Consider the following 17,999-nt stretch of genomic DNA (forward strand, 5'->3'; position numbering starts at 1 on the left):
AGAATACTGCACTCCCTCTCCGACCGTTAGTGGTACACAGGATCGTGGAAGAGAGCTCCTGCTCCCACCACTTCCGAATGCCGGCGCCGGGATTGCGGGTTCACGGTCTCCCGATCGAACCGACGCCGAGTACGGTTCGCGAGCAGTCGTGTCGTCGGGGAGGGCGTTCACCTCCCAGCGGCGTATCGTCGGCCGCCCGAGGAGCGGCACCGTCCCGAGATCCGTGGACTCGTCTCACTCATCGCTCTCGGACGGCCAGTACCACGCGTCGGCTTCGACTGCTGCGAGCAGTTTCCGCCTGGACTCGTCCATCTCCTGGATCGCCTCGGCGAAGTCCTCGTCGGCGACCGTCGGGATGTCGGTTTCGCGGAGCCGGTCGAGATCCGGCGCCGGCGGTGCCTGTTCGGCTGGCTCGATGAACGCGTTGTCGAGTGTCTGGAGGTAGTCCTTAGTGCTCGATCGCGTGGTCTCGACGAGCGCACCGTTCGGACACTTCTCGTCCGGAACCCCGTAGTGGAGGAGCGTCAGCGCTTCGGAGAGGATCGCGACGGCCATCGGTGACGCTTCATCCTCCCCTTCGCTGTGGTAGTAATGGAGGATCGGGTAGGATTTGTGTTGTTCCGCGAGCATGTTCAGGTCCGCGGAGAGCGTATCGAGCACGTCGTCGAAGTCGTTGAAGTTCTCGCCGTTCCATCCCGACCGGAGGAACTCCTCGCTTCGCATTCCCAGCCCGGTGACGCTGTTCGCGAACGCCCGCTTATCCGCGACCGCTCCGAGGATCGAGAGGATGTACGAGACGCCCAACGTCGCGAAGAGCATCCCGCTGCCCGTCGTGAACGAGGAGGCCATCTGCCAGACGCCCCCGTTCGGAGTGAAGTCACCGTTTCCGTCGGTGAACATGGTGTAGGCGACGTAGTACAGCCGTCCAGTCCAGGTAACCGGGCCCCCGTCGCGGGTGTCGATGATAGCGTTCTCACCGCCCGCGAAGACGAACGTCCAGCCGATCCAGAGCAGCCCGATCCACATCATGAGCGAGGAGATCAGGATGATTGGGCCAGCGAGGCTGAGACCTCGAGAGTGCCGACTGCTGACGGTTCGAAGGAGGTTCCAAATCCCGTTGGATAGCCGGGAGGAGAGCGGGCCAGCACCGCCGTCGACCCAGAGCGTCGTCCAGAGGATATCGACGACTACTGCGACGAGAAGGACGATACCGAGGATGGTGTACAGTATCGTCACCGGTACTCGACGTGAGGATTACCAGCTAACCCGCCGGCTGGAACGTGGATCTGTGAGCAGTACCGCTGGACGTCACGGACCGAGATCGTCTCGGGATGGTTCTTCGAGTTAGTATGGGACATGATCTAGCCTCTCAGTTCGCCTCCTCGCCTGCACGCGTTTCGAACCCGACCGGCGCCTCTCCGAGGGTAATCGCTCGCGACGCTTAAGCCTTGAATGCGCATTTGCTCGCCTGAATCGTTCAACGGGGGACTCGTGGTTCCGAACGAGGAGGCGTTCTGCCGGTGCTGCCGGACTCGTCACATCGAAACCGATCGATCGGCGACCTTGAGCCATGGTGAGTGTCTCTTCGGCTTCAGGCGGATTTAGGGTTCCACGCGGTGGACGGGCAGTATGACCGAGAAATCCCCGGCTTCGACATCGAGAACCGATGATTCGTATCGAGTCGCCGAGATGACGTGGCAGGAGGTCGACGCGGCTGTCGAACGGACGTCGACGCTCCTCGTCCCGGTCGGGAACACGGAGCAACACGGCCATCACCTTCCACTCGGCGTCGACGTCTACATGCCCGAAGCGGTCGGGGAGCGAGTCGCCGAGCGGAGCCCCGCACTGCTGGCCCCGCCGATCTGGTACGGCGTCAGTCCGCACCACATGTTCAAACCCGGGACGTTCACCGTGTCGACGGAGACGTTCCAGCGGTTCGTGACCGATATCTGTGCGTCCGCCGGCGAGTGGGGGATCGAGAACGTCGTCCTGCTCAACGGCCACTACCTCGCCCAGGACCCCGAACTGGAGGTCGTCGTCCGCGAACTCCGGACGAAACACGATATCGAGGCCTTCCACGCACCGCTGGTGGAGCTGTTCGCGGAGGTCGCCGAGGAGATCCGGACCGGCGAGGTGTCCTTTCACGCCTCTGAGTTCGAGACCAGCATCATGCTCGAACTCCTGCCCGAACTCGTTCGCATGGACCGCGCAGAGCGCGTGGACCCCCCGGAGGAGTCGCTCCCGCTAACCGACTACGACGCACTCGGCGACAACAAGGTCGGCTGGGCGCTCACGGCTGAACGGATGGCCGAACTCACCGACACGGGCAACATCGGTGATCCGACCGTCGCGACCGAAGCGAAGGGGGAGGCGCTCGTCGACGCCGCCGTCGCGGAACTCCGCTCGCTGGTCGATGCGCTCGAGGCGGACGACTGAGAAAGACGGCTGGAATACGACGTGCGAAGAGTCATCCTAGCCTTCGGTGGACCACCTGGTATGAACGAACGTCCGACCCTCGCCGCGAGCCACCGAGTCCCCGAACATGGATGCTACCATGCTGTTCACTTCACAGCGTCAGAACCGCCATAGTCGTGAAGTCGGTCTGACAGTGGGCAGCCATTATCTGCGAAGAGATGAAATCGCACGACTGCGCGGGTGTTTTTCGTTGCGAAAGTGAGACCAACTGTCCGTAGAGTGTGCAACGCTGTTCGGCCTATAATTGAGTCCAGCAACACAGCTAATCCATGGGTCGAGCCCCCTCGGAGGAGATGGTCGATATTCTCCTGGTCGAGGACAATCCAGGTGACGTCAGACTCACCGAAGAGGCGTTCAAGGACGCCTGCGTGAAGAACGAGTTACACACCGCCAGGCGCGGCGGTGAGGCGCTCGACTTCCTCCACCAGCGAGGCGACTTCGAGGACGCCACGCGACCGGACATCGTCCTCCTGGACCTCAACCTGCCCGGGAGAAACGGGAAGGAGGTCCTCGAGGAGATCAGGACGACCCCGAAGTTGAAACCCATTCCCGTGATCGTCCTCACCAGTTCGACTGCCGACGAGGACATCGTCAGGAGTTACGTGGAGAACGCGAACGCGTACCTCACGAAACCGGTCGATGCGGAGGAGTTCATCGATCTCGTCCGGACGATCAGCGAGTTCTGGATTCAGATCGTCCACCTGCCGCCTACCGAGGGGTGAAACTCGTCCACGTAGCCAAACTGCGTTCGTCGGCATCTGCACCGACTCCAGTGGCCTTCCGTCGACTGTTTCGACGTGATTCGAGCGTGCGCTATTACCCGGACGATCTCGCGAGTCGATTGGCCCGTAACCAGCGCTGCTTACCGATCGGGGTTCTGTATCGCAGGAAGCGTAAACGAGAACGTCGCCCCCTCGCCGGGGGTGGATTCGACCCAGATCTCGCCGCCGTGACGCTCGACGATCCGTTCGCAGAGCGCGAGGCCGATACCGGCCCCATCGTACTCACCGCTCGTGTGGAGGCGTTGGAACACCTCGAAGATGCGCTCACGGTGTTCCGGTTCGATGCCGATTCCTTCGTCGGAAACTGACACCTTCCACTTGGAGCCATCGCGTTCGGCAGACACGTGGACTCGTGGCGGCTCGTCGCCGCTGTAGGTGATCGCGTTCTCGAGCAAGTTCTGGAAAACTTGGCGAAGTTGGCTGGCGTCACCCGTTACGCAGGGGAGCTCGTCGGCAGTAATCTCGGCGTTGGTCTCCTCGATCTGAATCCGGAGGTCCGCCAACACGTCGTCGAATGCGGCGTCGAGGTCGATGGGTTCGAGCGGGCCGCCTTGCGTCTCGACCCGCGAATACGCGAGCAGCCCCTCAACCATCTCGCGCATACGCTCGGCGCCGTCGACGGCGAACTCGATGAACTCCTCGCCGTCCTCGTCGAGATCGTCGGCGTATCGCTGCCTCACGAGCTTGAGATAACTCGAAACCATCCGGAGGGGTTCCTGGAGATCGTGGGACGCGGCGTAGGCGAACTGCTCGAGGCGGCTGTTCGAGGCTTCGAGCCTATCGATCACCACCTCTAACCGTTGCTCGCGCCGTTTGCGCTCGGTGATATCCTGGGCTGCCCCGCGGAGCGAAACGACATCATCGTCGACGGTCTCCGGCACTCCCTGGATGCGAAGCCAGCGCACGTCGCCGCTGTCCGTACGAATCCGCGCCTCGACGTCGAAGGGGTCGGCGGAGTCGAGCGCCTCCTCGACAGCCTCCTCGACGATCGGCCTGTCCGCCCGGTGGTACATGTCGAGCGCATCGTCCAGTGGCGGCTCCTCATCCGCAGACACCTCCAGAAGGTCGAAGATGTGGTCGGTCCAGAACACCTCCATCGTCCGAGTGTCGATCTCCCATCCACCGACGTCCGCGATACGCTCGGTCTTCTCGAGTAAGTCAAGTGCCCGTTCGAGCTCGCGTTCACGTTCGACCTGTGCGGTGATGTCGTGCGTCAGCGCCACGTGTGAGGTCGTCCCGTCGGAGCTGCGCAGGGGGGCCGCGTGCGTCTCCATGTGCCGGCGCGTGCCATCCAGACCGACGATATCGAACTCCAGGGTTCCGCGTTCACCCCGGCAGATCCGCTCGTTGAACTCGCGGAACTCCTCGCGGTGTTCGGGAGCGATCAGGTCATAGACGCAGCTGCCAATCACGTCGGAGTCCGAGTCCGCCTCCACCATCTCCAGCCCTGCGGGGTTCATCTGAAGCAACGTCCCGTCGGCGGCAACGGTCTTGATGCACTCGGGCGTGGTCTCGACAATCGCACTCAGGTGTTCCGTACGCTCGCGTAGTTCCTGTTCTCGTTGGTGGCGCTCGAGCTCGTACTTCACCCACTGCCCCATCAGGCGGAGGAACGTGCGTTCGGCATCCGAGAACTGCTCTTCTCGGGGCCGGTCCGAGAGGAAGAAGAACGTCCGGCCGTCGCCGGCTTCAACTTCGAAGTAGGTTCCGAGGTACGCCCGGACGCCGAACCGTTCGTAGCAGAGTTTGTCTTCGAATCCTCGGCCGACTGGATCGGTTACCTCTGTGGTCTCTCCTTCGCCAAGGGTCAACCGACAGTAGGTCTCCGAGAGCGGATACTGTTCGTTCGGCACGAGGTGGTCGTGCTCGCCGCTGATCGTCTCCACCTCGAACCGGTCGGTCTCGGGGTCAACCCGGGCGACCCCACCGAGGTCCAGGTCGAACTGCTCACAGCCTAGCTCGAGGACCGCATGGAGTTTTTCGGTGAACGGACGGTCTGGATCGGACGTGATCTCGTACAGGCTCCGCTGGGCCTGTTCCCATTTCCTGCGTTCGCTGATGTCGCGAACCACCGCGACTACGACCGAATTGCCGTCGTATTCCATCCGTGACGCGGAGATCTCTGCCGGCATCCGACCTCCGGCTTTGGTGCGACAGGTGAGTTCATCTATCCATCCAGTGCCCTCCGCGAACACCTCTTCGACGAATTCCTGGAACCGATCCAGTTCGTCGGGATGAACGTCGGAGGGACCGAGTGTCAGCAATTCGTCGTGCGTGTAGCCGAACATCTCGGTCGCGGCCGGGTTCGCGTCGACGATCTCGTCCGCCCCAGGGTCGACGATCAGGATGGCGTCGTGACTGCTCTCGAACACCCGTTCGAGGTACTCCTGTCGCTCCTGCAGTTCCACCTTCACCTCAGTCCGTTTCTGCAGCGTCTCTATCATGCGCTCGACTTTCGTCTCCATTACCTCGGAACCGAAGAACGTCTCAGGCGGTGTGTAATAGAAGTTCTGCGAGACTGTCCCGTCGGAGATGACGAGTGGGTGGGTCTTGATGACGTCGTGGATGACCGCAGCAGGGAACCGCTCTCGGTTGTACTGGCACAGGACGACGTAGTCCTCGTCCTGGTAGAGCGAATTGAGTACGGCCTCGTACTCGACCAGGTCGTCGGTGCTCGTGTCCCCGTCGAGGGCCCAGGTCATCTCGGCGGCCGCCCTGAGCCCCGTGTGCCCCCCTTCGGCCTTCGCCTCTTCGAGTGACTCCTCCCAGAATTCCAGCATCGTCGTTCGATCGAACTCGCCGGTTCGACGGTACGTGTCCGTCGGCGTGGAGACAGTGAGCGCACCCGATTCGATGGCGGCATCCACGTCGATGCCGTGGTCCCGCATCGCCTTCAGGACGTCCTCCCTGGAGTTGTCGTCGGCGACGTACAGACAACGCTCACCGCGTTCGAGGCCCTGACGGATGAACGGGATCGCGGACGCGAACTGCTCTTCGCGGTTCTCGTAGACGAGCGCGAAATGGTCGTTCGAGTGTTCGTGGTCGTCGGGAGAGTCGACCGGGCCCCGGAACTCCGGGCCCTGGCGCAGCCCCTCGAGGCCGCTTTCACGGCTCGGCGCATTCCGATGGTTGCTGCGCTCGACTTTGTAATTCATTGACCAGGTGTATCCCACGAAGATTCATAACGTTGGTCATCGCCTGGCCAAGTGATACGATCATCGTTCCCTCACCGCCCGAGACGAGGATTGTCTGCATGGAGTTGAAAGCGGATACGAGCGGGAACGACAACCACGGGAAAGAAATTCCCAAACTAGCCCGGATAGGAGACGTACAGCTACCGACACTGGCGTTCATCACCATCTCGACGGGGAATTGCTGAGTACGGAAGCGAGAAAATCGCGCGGGGAGCAGAATACAGCGACCGACGCCAGGTCACCGATACTACCTGGGCCAACCGCATACGCCGGGACAACGCATGAACGAGTCTCCCTGCCGCCATCGGAAGTAGACGGCGGCTCTCCGGAGTCCAGTCCCACCATTCGGGTCGATGGAAGGGGTCGTCATAATTACATGTTATATCGCATAAACGCTTAATTGAAATCCGGCTGGATACTCGACAATGGCTCGTGGAGTGTTGCGTTCCAGATGTGAGCTGACGGGTGCGAGCGAAGGACTCGCAGAGGAGCTAGTCTCTCCACACCACGAGATAGAAGACAGCCGCAGCCGATCGACACCGATTGCTTTCAAATCTGCCGAGAGACCGAGTTCGAACCCAGCGGCGACGACCGAACGCAACTGCTGTCGGGACGAGCCCCAGCACCGTAATCCGAGACGCCCACAGCGGGTGAACGTGGACACCAGCGGCGGTTTCGACCAGTAATGGGTGCGCTGGAAAACGGGACCGTCGAGGAAACGCTGGAAACCGAGTTCGCGAGGGGACGGTGAGCGAAGCGAGCAGTATCGTCACTCTCGCCCTTCCCCCCGAGGAGTTCGTCCTCCACCGGACGCTCCGGGAGATTCCCGACGCGCGATTCGTGTTCGAACAGCTCGCCCACAGATGCTCCGAGAGGGAACTACCGTTCGTCTGGGTCCGTGGAGCGCGCTCCGCACCGCTGAAGGCGACGCTTTCGACCGATCCGGACGTCGAGCGCGCAACGCTCCTCAGTGAATCGGCGAGCGAGTCACTCTACTGGATTGACTGGAACACGACTGTTCCGGTGGTACTCAGGTCACTGCTGCGGACGTCTGGCTCGCTCCTGAACCTCACCGGGACGAGGGAGGGTTGGTCGTTCCGGATCCTCTATCCGTCCCGAAGCCACGTTTCAGCCGCTGTTGACGCGCTGCACGCGGACGCAATTACGTTCGACGTCACATCGATCCGTGCGGTGGACGGAAAGGCCGGGGCCAAGTACGGGCTTACGGCCAAACAGTGGGAGGCGATGCAACTGGCCGACAGGCTGGGCTACTTCAGCGTCCCACGCGAAACGAATCTCACCGACGTCGCTGCGGAACTCGGGATCTCCCACCAGGCGTTTTCCGCTCGCCTTCGCCGGGGGTTCGCATCACTTGTCGGACGGGCGCTGGCGCTGGAGCCGTCGTCCTTCCGTGTCCCAAAGTCCAGAAATCGTGACCTATCGGACGCTTCTCGGTGAACTTACATCGCAAGTTCGTCCACCCGCGCCCTGTCGGCCGACATATACGCTGTCCCAGTTTTCTGTGTCAGAAACCTATCGATACTTCAAGATGGTAGGGGTGCGGTGGATGTGGTGTGTCCCTGAACATCGGTTCCTCCCTGACTGGCGGATTCCGTCGGTTCGCAAGCCGGACCGGACTACTGTTGACCCTCGCTTACCTCGCCCTCGGCCTAGTATGGCAGGTAACCTTCTATATCGCATTGGGACGGTCCGGGGGAACCGTCTCAAACTCGGTGTTCCGGCGGCGGTGCTGGTGGCGAGCCGTACCGGCGTCAGCTGGTTCGCTGCCCCACCCGTCGACGGTGAGTGGACCCTGTTCCAGCTGATCACGACCCCCGTCTCAATCGTCGCCTCCACCGTTGGAGCTCCTCGACATCGTGGCAGGTCGCCTTCGCGTGTGCGAGGGCCCCGCCCGATGAGCCGGAGCTCAACGGACGTCACCTCCGAGAAGATTATCGGGGGTCGAACCGGCTCGATGACCCGTACCCCTCATATTTCCCGCAAGAATTGAGACGCGGTCTAAGCCGCGTTTCCAGATCGCACCATCGAACCGTCTGAGTCGAGAATCTCCGGAGTTCCGCTGTCGCTCAATATATAAACAACATGGGGTCGGAGGGATTTGAACCCCCGATCGACTGATATCTCCGGTTCGCGCCTCGGTTCTCCAGAGGGTCGTCGTCGCGGCCGATGATCAGTCGGACGCTCGGTATATCAGTCTGGAGTTCGTCACCGGGCGGTCAGCCTCTGGAGTCAGTCGCCATGCCTGGCTTGGCCACGACCCCTCGCACCCGATTCTTGCCCCGAATCCCGTAAAGGGATTTCGATTTCGTCAACGGTCGGTCTCGTGCCAGGGACACTCCTGACACTTGAACCCCGTCACGAACTCGGTAACCGAGGGCATGTACCCCACCGAGATCACGTCTCCCCCGCACTCGGGACACTGTCGGTCCGCGTCCTCGATATCCTCCGCCTCCATCACCGAGTCGCCCTCGACGATCTCGGCCAACTTCTTCGGCGTGACCATGCGACCCTCGACGACGCGATTGCTCATACGGGTGGAAGACGGGCGCCCGAGGTAAAGCCCGCGGTCGGCCCCCTCCGCGCCGTCGTCGACCGACCGCGGCGCCGACCGCCGTCCGACGAGCCGAACTACAGCCAGGGCGCCCGGTTCGGCCCCTCGTCGGAGTCGGACCCCGAGTCCGTTCCGTCGTCGCCGGTTCCCCCGCCGTCGACGGGGTCGATGCTGGCCGTGGAGTCCTCGTCGTCCGTCCCGGTCCCCGCTCCCGCGGACGCGCCGCCCGCCGGATGGGCGCCGGTCGGGAGACCGTCCGCGCCGCCGTCCGTGGCCGAGGCGGCACCGGTGCCGCCGTCGAGGTCAGTGGCCGAAGCAGCCCCGGTATCTCCGCCGAGGTCGGCGGTCGAGGCGGGACCCGCATCCCCGCGGAGGTCGGTGTTCGAGGCGGCACCGGTGTGCCCGGCGAGGTCGGTGGTCGCGGCACCCGGCCCGGACACGGGTTCGGACGTCGAACTCGACTCGCCAGACGCGTCCGGATCGTACGAGAACACGGCCGTCACGCAGAGCACGCCCAGCGCGACGGGCTGATCGGTCGGGAGGAGCCCCAGCACCGACAGCGACAGCATTCCCAGCGCGACCGCCGAGCCGAAGCGGAAGCGGTCGATGTCGACCCTGTCGCGCAGGTGGTCCCCCGCGAGCGCCACCGCCAGCGCGAAGCCGACGCCGACCCCCGCCGCGGCCCCTGCCCGCGCGAGCAGGCCGGGGTCGAGACTCACCGAAAGCTGTGCGCCGCTCGGTTCGAAGCTCGCCACCAGGCCGAGCGCGATGATGGCGCCCGGCCGCGGGAGGTACTCGCCGACCTCCGCGCTCGCCGTCTTGGCCGCGACTGCGAGGATGACCAGTCCAGCGAAGCGGTGAAACGTCTCGGAGAGCAGGCTCTGGATGGTATGTGCAAGCGCTGCTTCGGCGACGGCGACCGGGACGATCACGGCGCCGAGCAGGAGGATCGAGAACGCCTTCTGTCGGGGCGTCCCCTCCATCTCCGCGAGCACGACCGCCATCGTCGCCGATCCCCCGAAGATGAGGAGCCCCGTCTCGACGATCCCGAACGGGACCGTCAGCGCCCCCGCGATGACGAGCGCGGGGAAGATGCCGTCGATCAGCGGGAGGCCCATCACGGTCGCGAGCAGACGCGTCGCACCGCCGACGCGCTGCTCGAGGCGGAGGGCGATCGGGTGTCGTGACGTGCTCATCTATCGATAGTCGTGCGCCTCACCGGGGGCGCGGTAGTGGCCTGGAGGCGAGTCCGTGTGCGCGTGCGTACGGAACCCGAATCGAGCGAGCCACCGGAAGCCCGTCGCTCCGCGTTCCCCTGTCGGTTTCGCCTGCCGGAAAAATGTCGCGAGCGTGGAGACGTCGCTCGCCTGACCGGCAGTGCGTGCACCGAGGTGGGACACGGAGTCCATACCCCACCAAACCCACGATGTGGCAATAAGCGTTGTGTGGGATTCGGGCGCACGGGGCACGAAGAACGTCGACACCCTATATGTACTCACTTTACGATTCGTTAGATTCTTCCGCCGGTCACCGACGGAACGTCGGTACGAACCGTCGGTTCGGGCAACCCTTGCGGGCAGGACGGAACGGAGTACAGAATCAGGGAACGCCGGTCGTGATTGTATCCCGGAATCGTGCTCCGTCGGACGTGACGGATGAGGTCTACGTGACGGATGGGCTGACGTGATGGAGGAGTCGCGTTCCAGGGATATCGAGGAACGCGACGAACGTCCCGCCTCCGCCCTGACACGCCGTGACGAAGGGGCACTTCCTCGCAACGCTTTTGAGACCAGCGCGACCACCGACAACATGGCGAACGACGTTTCCGATCGCGGATCCTTCTCCGAGAAACTGACCGTGCCCGAGGCGCTGACGTTCGACGACGTGCTGCTCCGACCGATGGAGAGTCGCGTCGAACCCGACGAGGCCGACGTGTCCACGCACGTCTCGCGGCACGTCGAACTGACAATCCCCGTCCTCTCCGCTGCGATGGACACCGTGACCGAGAGCGGCCTGGCGGCCGCGATGGCCCGCGAGGGCGGTCTCGGGGTGCTCCACCGGAACATGACTGTCGAGGAGACGGCCGCTGAGGTCGAGCGGGTGAAGCGCGCCGACGAACTCGTTATCCGACGGGAGAACGTCGTCACGGCCGCGCCCGACCAGACCGTCAGCGAGGTGGACGCAATGATGGAGGGTGCGGGCGTCTCCGGCGCCCCGGTCGTCGACGACGACGACACCGTGCTCGGCATCATCTCCGGAACCGACATCCGCCCGTACCTGGAGGTGGGCGAGGCTGACGCCGTCCGGGAGGCGATGACCGACGAGGTCATCACCGCCCCGGAGGACGTGACCGCCCGCGACGCGCTCGAACTGATGTACGATCACAAGATCGAGCGCGTGCCGGTCGTCGACGACGAGAACCGGCTCGTCGGCCTCGTCACCATGCAGGGCGTCCTCCAGCGCCGCGAGCACGGCGACGCCGCCCGCGACGAGGACGGCGCGCTCCGTGTCGGCGTCGCCGTGGGCCCCTTCGAGGAGGAGCGCGCGGTCGCGGCCGACGAGGCCGGCGCCGACGTGCTGTTCATCGACTGCGCGCACGCGCACAACCTCAACGTCCTCGACTCGGCAGAGGCCATCAAGGAGACCGTCGACGCCGACGTGGTCGTCGGTAACGTCGGCACGCGGGAGGCCGCCGAGGCCGCCGTCGGGTTCGCGGACGGGCTGAAGGTCGGAATCGGCCCCGGCTCCATCTGCACCACGCGCGTCGTCTCGGGCGCCGGCATGCCCCAGATCACCGCCGTCGCACAGGTCGCCGACGTGGCCGCCGAACACGACGTCCCGGTCATCGCGGACGGCGGCATCCGCTACTCCGGCGACGCGATCAAGGCGATCGCCGCCGGCGCCGACGCGGTGATGCTCGGCTCGTACTTCGCAGGGACCGACGAGGCCCCGGGCCGGGTCATCACGATGAACGGCAAGCGCTACAAGCAGTACCGCGGCATGGGCTCGGTCGGCGCGATGAGCGAGGGCGGCGGCGACCGCTACCTCAAGGAGGCCGAAGAGGACGAGGAGTTCGTCCCCGAGGGCGTCGAGGCGGCGACGCCGTACAAGGGGAGCCTCGCCTCGGAGCTCCACCAGCTCGTCGGCGGGATGCGCTCCGGCATGGGCTACGTCGGCGCGGGGACGCTGGCGGAGTTCAAGGAGCGGTCCGAGTTCGTCCGCGTCTCCCAGGCCGGCCAGACCGAGGGCCACCCCCACGACGTGACCATCACGGACGAGGCGCCGAACTACAGCCCGAACGAGTAGCTCCCGGAGACGGGAGCGACGTTGCTCGACGGTGAACGAGCTGTTCTACCCGCGTTCGCACCCGTGATACCCCACGGGACACGGTTAAGTATCACCACGTGCCACCCGCAGACGATGGTTCGACGGCGGTCACCGCTCGGGGTACGTGGCTCGGGGGCACACGGACGCCCGACGACCAAGGGGTATATTGATAAGTACTGGTCCGTGAGAGGTGGACGTACACACGGAGCCCCGTAGTATGAGTGATGACCCCCCCGTCGTACTGGTCGTGGAAGACGAGCCCGATCTGGCGGATCTGTACGCCGCGTGGCTCGGCGACGACTACGACGTCCGGACCGCCTACGGCGGTCAAGAGGCCCTCGAACAGCTCGACGAGGACGTGAGCATCGTCCTCCTCGACCGGCGGATGCCGGGGCTATCCGGCGACGAGGTGCTCGTCGCGGTCAGGGACCACGGTATCGAGTGCCGCGTCGCCATGGTGACCGCGGTCGAGCCCGACTTCGACATCGTGGCGATGGGCTTCGACGACTACCTCGTGAAGCCGGTGACCCGCGAGGCGCTCACCGAGACCGTCGAGAGCCTGCTCCGACGCAGCGAGTACGACACCGGCGTCCAGGAGTACTTCGCGCTCGCCTCGAAGAAGGCGGTGCTCGAGTCCGAGAAGGGTCGGGCGGCCCTCGAGGAGTCCGACGAGTACCGCGACCTCGACGCCCGGCTGGAGCACCTCCGGGAGAACCTAGACGAGAGCCTCGAGGACCTCGACCGACACGACGACTTCGAGCGGGCGTTCCGCGACATCGGGCGGGCCGACGACGGAACAGACTTCGGGTTCTGAGGTCGGACAACGAAGAATCGAGAGAAGTAAGGTGACTGCGGCGAGGCGCTGGGGTCAGAACCCCTCGTCGAGGAGTTCGCGGGCGATGATGTTCTTCTGGATCTGCGTGGTACCCTCGTAGATCTGCGTGATCTTCGCGTCGCGGTAGAGCCGCTCGACGTCGTGGTCGTTCACGAAGCCGGCCCCGCCGTGGAGCTGGACCGCCGTGTCGGCCGACTCGACGGCGGTCCGCGAGGCGAACTCCTTCGCCATCGACGCGAGCTTCGTCAGCCCGTCGGGATCGTTCTCGACGGCCCAGGCCGACTCGTACGTGAGGTTCCGGGCGGCCCGGACGTTGGTGAACGCCTCCGCGAGCTCGTGTTTGACCGCCTGGAACTCCGAGATGGACCGGCCGAACTGCTCGCGCTCCTGGGTGTACTCCAGCGCGCGCTCGGCGGCGCCCTTCGCGATGCCGACGCCCTGGGCGGCCACGGCGGTCCGCGTCTCGTCGAAGAACTGCATGAGCTGGAGGAAGCCCATCCCGCGGGAGCCGACGAGGTTCTCCTCGGGGACGCGCACGTCGTCGAAGATGAGTTCGGCGGTGTCGCTCGCGCGGATGCCCATCTTCCCCGTGATCTTCTCGGCGTCGAAGCCGTCGCGGTCGGACTCGACGATGATCTGGGAGTAGCCCATGTAGCGGTCCTCCTGGTCGGGGTCCGTCTCGCACATCACGACGAAGTAGTCGCCGACCGACCCGTTCGTGATCCACATCTTGTTGCCGTCGACGACCCACTCGTCGCCGTCCTTCTCGGCGCTGGTGGTGATGCCCGTCACATCGGAGCCGGCCTGCGGCTCGCTGATGGCGGCGCCCATGACCGCCTCGCCCTCGGTGATGGGCGTCAGGCACTCCTCCTTCTGCTCGTCGGTGCCGAAGCCCATGATCGCCTCGCCCCCGAACGCGGCGGAGGTGATGCAGAGCCCGATGCCGGGGTCGACGGCGAACAGTTCCTCGGTGATGATGGCTGTCTCGAAGGAGTCGTAGCCGACGCCGCCGTACTCGACGGGGATGTGCGGGCCGGTGAGCCCCATCTCGGCTGCCTTCTCCATGACCTCGTAGGGGTACGACTCCTCCTGGTCGTGCTCGCTCGCGACGGGCGCGATCTCGTTCTCCGCGAACCGCCTGACCTCGTCCCGCAACTGCCGTTGTTCCTCAGAGAGCGCGAACTCCATGCGGTGACCTCACAGGGGGGAGTACCTAAAGCTCCGCAAACCCCGGACATCGGGCGACGCGTTTGTCCCCGTCCATCCCGGCGTACAGATAGTGTATCCGTACATCGAGCGACGACCGGCAGGTGTCGACCGGCGAACTGGGGTGTCGACCAGCAAACTGGAACGTCGACCGTCGAACCGACCGAACTCAATGCTCCGCGAGGTACGACTCCAGCCGCCGGGTCGCCTCCTTCAGTTCGTCCATGCCGGTCGCGTACGAGAGCCGGAGGTGGCCGGCGCCGCCGTCGCCGAACGCGCTGCCCGGGACGGCCGCCACGCCGGTCTCCCGGAGGAGGTCCGTCGCGAACGCCTCGTCGTCGCCGTCGGGCGCGACGTCCGCCACGCGGGGGAAGGCGTAGAACGCCCCGCCCGGTTCGGCCACGTCCAGGCCGAGTTCGCGCAGGCGGGCCGTCAGGTAGCGACGCCGCCGGTCGTACTCGCGCCGCATCTCCCCGACCTCGTCGTCGCACCGCTGGAGCGCCGCGGCAGCGGCGTGCTGGGCGGTCGTGGGCGCCGACAGCATCGAGTACTGGTGGACCTTCGTCATCGCCGCCGACGCGGTCGGGGGCGCGAGCGCGTAGCCGAGTCGGAGCCCCGTCATCGCGTACGCCTTCGAGAAGCCGTTGATGACCACCGTCCGCTCGCGCATCCCCGGCAGGGTGGCGACGGACGTGTGCTCGTCGCCGTAGGTGAGCGCGGCGTAGATCTCGTCCGAGACGACCAGCAGGTCGTGCTCGCGGCAGAACTCGGCGACGCCCGAGAGCTCCTCCCGGGACATCGTCGCGCCGGTCGGGTTGTTCGGGTAGCAGAGCACCAGCACGTCGGCCTCGTCGGCCCCGGCTGCCCGGAGCGCCTCGGGCGTGAGCGACCAGTCGTCCTCGTGGTACGTGGGCACCGGGAGCGGCTCGCCGCCGGCGAAGGTGACACCCGGAGCGTACGAGACGTACGTCGGCGTCGGGAGCGCCACAACGTCGCCGGGGTCGACGAGCGCGCGGAACGCGAGATCGACCGCCTCGCTGGCGCCCGTCGTGACGAGGATCTCCTCCTCGGGGTCGTACGAGAGGTCGTACCGCTCGACGTGACGGGCGATGGCTCGCCGGAGTTCGGGCGTCCCGCGGTTCGCGGTGTAGCTGGTCCGTCCGCGCTCGAGCGAGGCGATGGCCGCCGACCGTGCGGGCCACGGCGCCGTGAAGTCGGGTTCGCCGACGCCGAGCGAGATGACGTCGTCGCGCGACTCGGCGACCTCGAAGAACGCGCGGATGCCCGAGGGCGCCACGGCGTCGACGCGATCGGCGGGGGTGAACCGGTCGCCTTCCCGGACGTCGTCGAGTTCGGTATCGTCGAGTTCAGTGTCGTCGGCGCGGACGTCGTCACCGGCGCTCGCGACGTCGTCGGTTCCCCCGTCCGGGAGGTCCCGCCGCCTTTCGTCGTCCCCGTCGCTCATGGCGTCACGGAGAGCCGGTCGTCCTCGTCGCGGTCGTCGAAGACGACGCCGCGCTCCTTGTACGTCTCCATCACGTAGTGGGTGACCGTTTTGGTCACCGCTGGCAGCGGCGCCACCTCCTCGGCGACGAACCGGGAGACCGCCTGCATCGTGTTCGCGCTCACGTCGAGCGCGAAGTCGTAGTCGCCCGAGACGAGACGGAGCGAGTCGACCGTCGGCGACTCGGCGATGCGGCGGGCGATCTCCTCGTAGGCGGTCTCGCGATCGAGTTCGACGTTCACCTCGACGACTGCGGCGACGCGGTCGGCGTCCGTGCGGTCCCAGTCCACGACGGCCGTGTAGCCGCGGAGCACCCCCGCGGCCTCAAGGTCGTCGAGTCGCGCGTCCACCTCGTCCGCGGAGAGGCCGGTCTGGCGGGCGATGTCGGCGGTGGATTCCCGTGCGTCGGCGACCAGCACGTCGAGCAGGGCGCGCGTCTCGTCGTCCATGGGTGCGAGTATCGCGCCCCCGAGAAAGCGGTTTCGCACGGTGCAGGAATCCCCGCCCTCGACCGACACCCCATCGCCACGTGTCAGAACCCATTTATCCCGCGAAAACCGACCCACGCCACCATGAACTACCTCCCCTGGGCCGTTCTCGCGCTCCTCTCGTACTCGATGGTCGCGCCGCTGATGCGCGTCGCCACCAGTGGGGCGAACCCGATCCCCAGCAACGTCGCCGCCCTCGTCGCGAACGCCGTGCTCGTCGTCGTGACGCTCGGCGTCATCGCGGTCAGCGGCGAGGGCGTCCTCCCCTACCTCGACGACCCCAAGATGCGGTACGTCCTCGGCGCCGGCGCCTGCCTCGCGGTCGGCATCCTCGCGTACTACCGCGCGCTCTCGATGGGACAGGTGTCCATCGTCGCGCCGGTGTTCGCGATGTTCTTCGTCACCTCGTCTGTCGTCGGCGTGCTTGCGCTCGAGGAGCCGGTCACCGCCCGGAAGGTCGCCGGCGTCGGGTTCGCCGTGATCGCGGTCGTGCTCGTCGCCGGCGAGTAGGGGGCCACCGAAGCCTACCCGGACGGGGACTGGTTTTTTCGCGTCCGCGCCCGAGCCTCGCGTATGGTACTCGCCGAATCCGACTCCGAACTCGCCCGCGGCGACGTGGCACCGGACTTCGACCTGCCGGCCGTCGACGGGGGGGCGTACTCGCTCGACGACTTCGCGGGGTTCGACGCGCTGCTCCTCGTCTTCACCTGCAATCACTGCCCGTACGCGCAGGCGAAGTTCGACCTGCTGAACGACCTGGCGGCCGAGTACGACGACTGCGCGGTCGTCGGCGTCAACCCCAACGACGCCGAGGAGTACCCCGAGGACTCGTTCGAGGCGATGGAGGAGTTCGTCGCCGACGGCCGCGTCGCCTACGACGCGTACCTCCGCGACGAGTCACAGGAGGTGGCGCGGGTCTACGGCGCCGTCTGCACGCCGGACCCGTTCCTGTTCGGGAACGCCGAGGGTGAGTTCGTGCTCGCCTACCACGGCCGACTCGACGACGCGCTCAACCCGGACGACAAACCGGAGCGGATCTACGTCCGCGACACCATCGATGCCGTCCTGGCCGGCGAGTACGTCCCGCACGACGACCTCCCCAGCCGCGGGTGTTCGATCAAGTGGCGCGGGTGAGTCGAGAGCCCCGACCCGGCCGTTCGAACGCGGAGACGCGTCCCTCCGGACGCGAAATGGTAATATATCGTACCGGTAGTACGGGGAGACGATGGAGGAAGAACCGCACACCGGTGGAGTTCCCGAGACCGTCGCCCAGTGTGCCGACTGCGGCCGCGTGTATCCCGTCCAGAGAACGGAGAATGGGGCGCTCCGCCCGGTCGGGACCGCCGGATCCTGCGAGTGCGGGAACGACGTGTTCGAACCGCACTCCGGGAGGTAGCACGTCGGACCTAACCGACGCTCACGGGCTTGTATCTGCCGTCTGCCTGCTATCGTAGTGTTGGGGCCGACGACCGCCCCGAACGCATCATACGGACCGACTGAACAGGTACTCCGCGGGGTCGGTCAGGAGTCCCCGGCGTCCGCAGCCTCGTTCGCGTCCGGCCGCTCCGCGTCGCCGGTCGTGTCAGTGGTCTCGATGGGGTCGGCCGCGTCGCCAT

At 65.6% G+C, this 17,999-nt stretch carries 14 protein-coding genes and 1 tRNA gene; 7 read left to right on the forward strand and 8 right to left on the reverse strand.

Translation table 11 applies throughout. The features are described 5' to 3' along the window. Positions 1-234: 234 nt before the first annotated feature. Complete coding sequence (locus tag HUG10_RS05955) at positions 235-1,236, reverse strand: two pore domain potassium channel family protein (RefSeq protein WP_179168689.1); 1,002 nt, start codon at positions 1,234-1,236, stop codon at positions 235-237. A 453-nt stretch (positions 1,237-1,689) separates the two neighbouring features. Between HUG10_RS05955 and HUG10_RS05960 the strand changes: the two genes are divergently transcribed. Further along, a complete protein-coding gene (locus HUG10_RS05960; protein ID WP_246310221.1) occupies positions 1,690-2,436 on the forward strand; it encodes a creatininase family protein in 747 nt (248 codons plus the stop codon). 308 nt (positions 2,437-2,744) lie between these two features. Then, positions 2,745-3,197, forward strand: coding sequence for a response regulator (locus HUG10_RS05965; RefSeq protein WP_179168691.1), 453 nt, complete (start codon positions 2,745-2,747; stop codon positions 3,195-3,197). Positions 3,198-3,337: 140 nt separating this feature from the next. Here HUG10_RS05965 and HUG10_RS05970 read toward each other — a convergent pair whose 3' ends face one another. Then, the gene (locus HUG10_RS05970) at positions 3,338-6,412 is read right to left on the reverse strand and encodes an MEDS domain-containing protein (RefSeq protein ID WP_179168692.1); all 3,075 of its coding nucleotides are present in this window, start codon (positions 6,410-6,412) and stop codon (positions 3,338-3,340) included. Positions 6,413-7,198: 786 nt separating this feature from the next. Here HUG10_RS05970 and HUG10_RS05975 point away from each other — a divergent pair. Continuing rightward, the gene (locus HUG10_RS05975) at positions 7,199-7,909 is read left to right on the forward strand and encodes a helix-turn-helix domain-containing protein (RefSeq protein WP_179168693.1); all 711 of its coding nucleotides are present in this window, start codon (positions 7,199-7,201) and stop codon (positions 7,907-7,909) included. A gap of 646 nt (positions 7,910-8,555) precedes the next feature. Here the strand turns inward: HUG10_RS05975 and HUG10_RS05980 are convergent. The 3 genes from HUG10_RS05980 to HUG10_RS05990 all read right to left on the reverse strand — a co-directional run bounded on the left by HUG10_RS05980 (position 8,556) and on the right by HUG10_RS05990 (position 10,219). After that, positions 8,556-8,733: transfer RNA gene (locus HUG10_RS05980), tRNA-Trp, on the reverse strand. 47 nt (positions 8,734-8,780) lie between these two features. Beyond that, positions 8,781-9,002: a DUF5795 family protein gene (locus HUG10_RS05985; protein WP_179168694.1), complete on the reverse strand. Its 222-nt coding sequence runs from the start codon at positions 9,000-9,002 to the stop codon at positions 8,781-8,783. Positions 9,003-9,100: 98 nt separating this feature from the next. Next, positions 9,101-10,219, reverse strand: coding sequence for a DUF5794 domain-containing protein (locus HUG10_RS05990; RefSeq protein WP_179168695.1), 1,119 nt, complete (start codon positions 10,217-10,219; stop codon positions 9,101-9,103). A 613-nt stretch (positions 10,220-10,832) separates the two neighbouring features. On the opposite strand from HUG10_RS05990, the gene guaB reads away from it, so the two are divergent. Continuing rightward, positions 10,833-12,329 (forward strand): IMP dehydrogenase, encoded by a 1,497-nt coding sequence (guaB, locus tag HUG10_RS05995; RefSeq protein ID WP_179168696.1) that lies wholly within the window; start codon positions 10,833-10,835, stop codon positions 12,327-12,329. 238 nt (positions 12,330-12,567) lie between these two features. Continuing rightward, positions 12,568-13,164: a HalX domain-containing protein gene (locus HUG10_RS06000; RefSeq protein ID WP_179168697.1), complete on the forward strand. Its 597-nt coding sequence runs from the start codon at positions 12,568-12,570 to the stop codon at positions 13,162-13,164. A 54-nt stretch (positions 13,165-13,218) separates the two neighbouring features. Here HUG10_RS06000 and HUG10_RS06005 read toward each other — a convergent pair whose 3' ends face one another. The 3 genes from HUG10_RS06005 to HUG10_RS06015 all read right to left on the reverse strand — a co-directional run bounded on the left by HUG10_RS06005 (position 13,219) and on the right by HUG10_RS06015 (position 16,344). After that, on the reverse strand, positions 13,219-14,373 hold the full coding sequence (locus tag HUG10_RS06005) for an acyl-CoA dehydrogenase family protein (protein ID WP_179168698.1): 1,155 nt from the start codon (positions 14,371-14,373) through the stop codon (positions 13,219-13,221). 187 nt (positions 14,374-14,560) lie between these two features. Then, positions 14,561-15,856: a pyridoxal phosphate-dependent aminotransferase gene (locus HUG10_RS06010; protein ID WP_179168699.1), complete on the reverse strand. Its 1,296-nt coding sequence runs from the start codon at positions 15,854-15,856 to the stop codon at positions 14,561-14,563. Next, positions 15,853-16,344 carry an Lrp/AsnC family transcriptional regulator gene (locus HUG10_RS06015; protein ID WP_179168700.1) on the reverse strand — a complete coding sequence of 164 codons (492 nt, stop codon included), beginning with the start codon at positions 16,342-16,344 and terminating at the stop codon, positions 15,853-15,855. The genes HUG10_RS06010 and HUG10_RS06015 overlap by 4 nt, the downstream gene beginning before the upstream one ends. Before the next feature lie 123 nt (positions 16,345-16,467). Here HUG10_RS06015 and HUG10_RS06020 point away from each other — a divergent pair, with 123 nt between their 5' ends. Then, positions 16,468-16,893, forward strand: a complete 426-nt coding sequence (locus tag HUG10_RS06020; RefSeq protein ID WP_179168701.1) for an EamA family transporter — start codon at positions 16,468-16,470, stop codon at positions 16,891-16,893. A 63-nt stretch (positions 16,894-16,956) separates the two neighbouring features. Next, on the forward strand, positions 16,957-17,517 hold the full coding sequence (locus HUG10_RS06025) for a thioredoxin family protein (protein WP_179168702.1): 561 nt from the start codon (positions 16,957-16,959) through the stop codon (positions 17,515-17,517). The last annotated feature ends 482 nt before the right edge of the window (positions 17,518-17,999 follow it).

Source organism: Halorarum halophilum (assembly GCF_013401515.1).
Classification (GTDB): Archaea; Halobacteriota; Halobacteria; order Halobacteriales; family Haloferacaceae; genus Halorarum; species Halorarum halophilum.

What these genes read in the sequence shown, in the direction of transcription:
- HUG10_RS05960 (WP_246310221.1), top strand. Translation starts at nt 1,690, where the DNA reads ATGACGTGGCAGGAGGTCGACGCGGCTGTCGAACGGACGTCGACGCTC.
- HUG10_RS05965 (WP_179168691.1), top strand. Translation starts at nt 2,745, where the DNA reads ATGGGTCGAGCCCCCTCGGAGGAGATGGTCGATATTCTCCTGGTCGAG.
- HUG10_RS05970 (WP_179168692.1), bottom strand. Translation starts at nt 6,412, where the DNA reads ATGAATTACAAAGTCGAGCGCAGCAACCATCGGAATGCGCCGAGCCGT.
- HUG10_RS05985 (WP_179168694.1), bottom strand. Translation starts at nt 9,002, where the DNA reads ATGAGCAATCGCGTCGTCGAGGGTCGCATGGTCACGCCGAAGAAGTTG.
- HUG10_RS05990 (WP_179168695.1), bottom strand. Translation starts at nt 10,219, where the DNA reads ATGAGCACGTCACGACACCCGATCGCCCTCCGCCTCGAGCAGCGCGTC.
- guaB (WP_179168696.1), top strand. Translation starts at nt 10,833, where the DNA reads ATGGCGAACGACGTTTCCGATCGCGGATCCTTCTCCGAGAAACTGACC.
- HUG10_RS06000 (WP_179168697.1), top strand. Translation starts at nt 12,568, where the DNA reads ATGAGTGATGACCCCCCCGTCGTACTGGTCGTGGAAGACGAGCCCGAT.
- HUG10_RS06005 (WP_179168698.1), bottom strand. Translation starts at nt 14,373, where the DNA reads ATGGAGTTCGCGCTCTCTGAGGAACAACGGCAGTTGCGGGACGAGGTC.
- HUG10_RS06010 (WP_179168699.1), bottom strand. Translation starts at nt 15,856, where the DNA reads ATGAGCGACGGGGACGACGAAAGGCGGCGGGACCTCCCGGACGGGGGA.
- HUG10_RS06015 (WP_179168700.1), bottom strand. Translation starts at nt 16,344, where the DNA reads ATGGACGACGAGACGCGCGCCCTGCTCGACGTGCTGGTCGCCGACGCA.
- HUG10_RS06020 (WP_179168701.1), top strand. Translation starts at nt 16,468, where the DNA reads ATGAACTACCTCCCCTGGGCCGTTCTCGCGCTCCTCTCGTACTCGATG.
- HUG10_RS06025 (WP_179168702.1), top strand. Translation starts at nt 16,957, where the DNA reads ATGGTACTCGCCGAATCCGACTCCGAACTCGCCCGCGGCGACGTGGCA.